The following is a 2,774-nucleotide window of genomic DNA, read 5'->3' on the forward strand; positions in this document are numbered from 1 at the left end:
AGGGCAACCCCCTGTGCGTGGAGGGTGGATCCGGTCGGGTCCGTCAAATTGACAGTCTATCTGATGGTTTTCCCCGAGTTGGATCGACAGACAGACTGTTATTGTTCCGGTGCGGTTCAAGGGGTTCGATGGACACGCTCGTTACCTGCGATACAGGGTTACAGATAGGAGACAACGATGGATTTCACGCGCAGAGATTTCGTTCGCATGACCACGCTGGCGGCGGCGGTGTCGGGGCTGGGTCTGGCCCATGCACAGCAGCGCATGCTGGATCAGCTCAAGATCATGGTGGGCTTCCCGCCCGGGGGTGGCACCGATACCGTGGCGCGCAAGGTGGCCGACGGGCTGCGGGGCGTGTATGCGCAGACGGTGGTGGTGGAAAACAAGCCGGGCGCGGCCGCCCGGCTCGCCGTGGAGGACGTGCGGCGTGGGCCGGCCGACGGCAGCGTGATGACGGTGCAGCCCGATTCGGTGATGACGGTGCAGCCGCACACCGACCCGCGGCACACGCCCTACAAGTACACGGATCTGACCCCGGTGTCGGGCGTGGTGGTGTTCCCGCAGGCCTTCACGGTGGGGCCGGCGGTGCCGGCGTCGGTGAAGACCATGCAGGATTTCCTGGCCTGGGCCAAGGCCAACCCCGACCGCGCCAACTTCGGTTCGCCGGGCACCAACAGCCCGCAGGAAATGATGATGAAGGCGGCGGGCATGAACCACGGCTTCGAGCTGACGCACCTGCCCTACAAGGGCTCGGCGCCGGGCATGCAGGACCTGGTGGGCGGGCAGATTTCGGCCATGCTCTCGCCGGTGGGCGATTGCCTGCCCTACCTGGCGGACGGCAAGGTGCGCGTGCTGGGCACCAGCGGGGCCAGTCGCTCGAAGTTCGTGCCCGATGCGCCGACCTTCAATGAGATGGGCTTCAAGGGCATGGAGCTGACCGAAGGCTTTGGCGTGTGGGTGAAGGCCGGCGTGCCCGAGGCCGAGATGGAGCGCCTGTATGCCTCCGTGCAGAAGATTCTGGCGCAGCAGGACGTGGTGGACTTTTTTGGCAAGGTGGGCATGGAGATGAACGTGATGTCGCGCCAGGCGTTCGTCAAGTCGATGCAGGACAGCCACGACGCCTGGGCAGAGCGGGTGCGCATCATCAACGGCGGCAAGCCGGCGGCATAAGGGGAGCACGGAGCCGACATGAGCATCAAGGGCAAGGCCTGCATTGCGGGCATTTACGAGCATCCGACCCGGCGCGCGGATGGGGTTTCTTCAGCGCAACTGCACGCCGAGGTCGCGCTCGGCGCCCTCAAGGATGCCGGCCTGAGCCTGGCGGACGTTGACGGCTTCTTCTGCGGCGCCGATGCGCCCGGGATTGGCGGCATGACCATGGCCGAGTACATCGGCCTGCGCCGGCTCAGGCACATCGACAGCACCGAAACCGGTGGTTCGTCGTATGTGCTGCACGTGAACCATGCCGCCCAGGCGATCGCCGCCGGCCACTGCGACGTGGCGCTGGTGACCCTGGCCGACCGCCCCCTGGCCGCCGGGGGCGGCACGGGGCTGACCGGCATCGATACGCGCAACATGCCGGACACGCCGTTTCTGGCACCGGTGCCGATGGCGCCCGTGTACGGCTACGCCATGGTGGCGCGGCGCCACATGTACGAGTTCGGCACCACGCCCGAGCAGTTGGCCTGGGTCAAGGTGGCGGCCTCGCACCACGCGCAGCACAACCCGCATGCGCTGCTGCGCAAGGTGGTGACGGTGGAGGAGGTGCTGGCCTCGCCCATGGTGGCCGACCCGCTGCACCGCATGGACTGCTGCGTGATGACCGATGGCGGCGGGGCGGTGATCGTGACGCGCCCGGAGATCGCGCGCGAGCTGGGCAAGCCGATGGTCAGGATCCTCGGCGCCGGCGAGGCGATCAAGCACAACAACGGCGGCCGCATCGACCTGACCTATTCGGCCGGCGTGCAGTCGGGGCGGTCGGCCTTCGAGGAGGCCGGCGTGACGCCCGCCGACATCAAGTACGCGTCGCTCTACGACAGTTTCACGATCACGGTGATCATGCAACTGGAGGACCTGGGCTTTTGTGCCAAGGGCGAGGGCGGGCGCTTCGTGGCCGATGGCAACCTGATCTCGGGCGTGGGCAAGCTGCCCTTCAACACCGATGGCGGCGGCCTGTGCAGCAACCACCCGGGCAACAAGGGTGGCATGACGAAGATCCTCGAGGCGGTGCGCCAGTGCCGCGGCGAGGCGCACCCCGCGGTGCAGGTGCCCGGGTGCGACCTGGTGGTGGCGCACGGCACGGGCGGGTCGCTGGCGACCTACCACGTGGCGGGCACCCTGATTCTTGGCCGGGAGTAAACCACAGTGAAATCGAATCTGCTTCCTCCGATCAACCGTTACCCCGAGACCGAGGCGTTCTGGGACGCCGCCAACGACAACCGGCTGATGCTCAGGCATTGCCCGGCGTGCCAGGAAACCTCCTGGTACCCGCGCACCCACTGCCCGCTGTGCGGCGCCGAGAAAACCGAGTGGCTGCAGGCCAGTGGCCGCGGCAGCATTTACAGCTTTTCGATCGTGCGCGCCGCCCGGCGCCCGACGGCGGCGGCCGTGGTGGCGCTGCCCGAGGGGCCGTCGATGACGGCCGTGGTGGTGGACAGCGATGTGCACGCGATGCGCATTGGCGACCCGGTGGACTTGCGCTTCCTGCAGGCCTAGGGGGGCCAGCAGGTGCCCGCCTTCACGACCGTGGCCGCGGAGCAGGCGCGCCAGTATTC

General features: G+C 67.6%; 3 protein-coding genes. All 3 read left to right on the forward strand.

Annotated features, from left to right (window positions below; translation table 11 throughout):
• Positions 1-177 precede the first annotated feature (177 nt).
• The 3 genes from PHQ87_RS15735 to PHQ87_RS15745 are packed head-to-tail and all read left to right on the forward strand — an operon-like array spanning position 178 to position 2,715.
• The gene (locus PHQ87_RS15735; protein WP_300236476.1) at positions 178-1,170 is read left to right on the forward strand and encodes a tripartite tricarboxylate transporter substrate-binding protein; all 993 of its coding nucleotides are present in this window, start codon (positions 178-180) and stop codon (positions 1,168-1,170) included.
• A gap of 18 nt (positions 1,171-1,188) precedes the next feature.
• Complete coding sequence (locus PHQ87_RS15740; protein ID WP_300236478.1) at positions 1,189-2,358, forward strand: thiolase domain-containing protein; 1,170 nt, start codon at positions 1,189-1,191, stop codon at positions 2,356-2,358.
• Between the two features lie 6 nt (positions 2,359-2,364).
• The gene (locus PHQ87_RS15745; protein WP_300236481.1) at positions 2,365-2,715 is read left to right on the forward strand and encodes an OB-fold domain-containing protein; all 351 of its coding nucleotides are present in this window, start codon (positions 2,365-2,367) and stop codon (positions 2,713-2,715) included.
• The last annotated feature ends 59 nt before the right edge of the window (positions 2,716-2,774 follow it).

It is taken from the genome of Hydrogenophaga sp. (assembly GCF_028698005.1).
Classification (GTDB): Bacteria; Pseudomonadota; Gammaproteobacteria; order Burkholderiales; family Burkholderiaceae_C; genus Hydrogenophaga.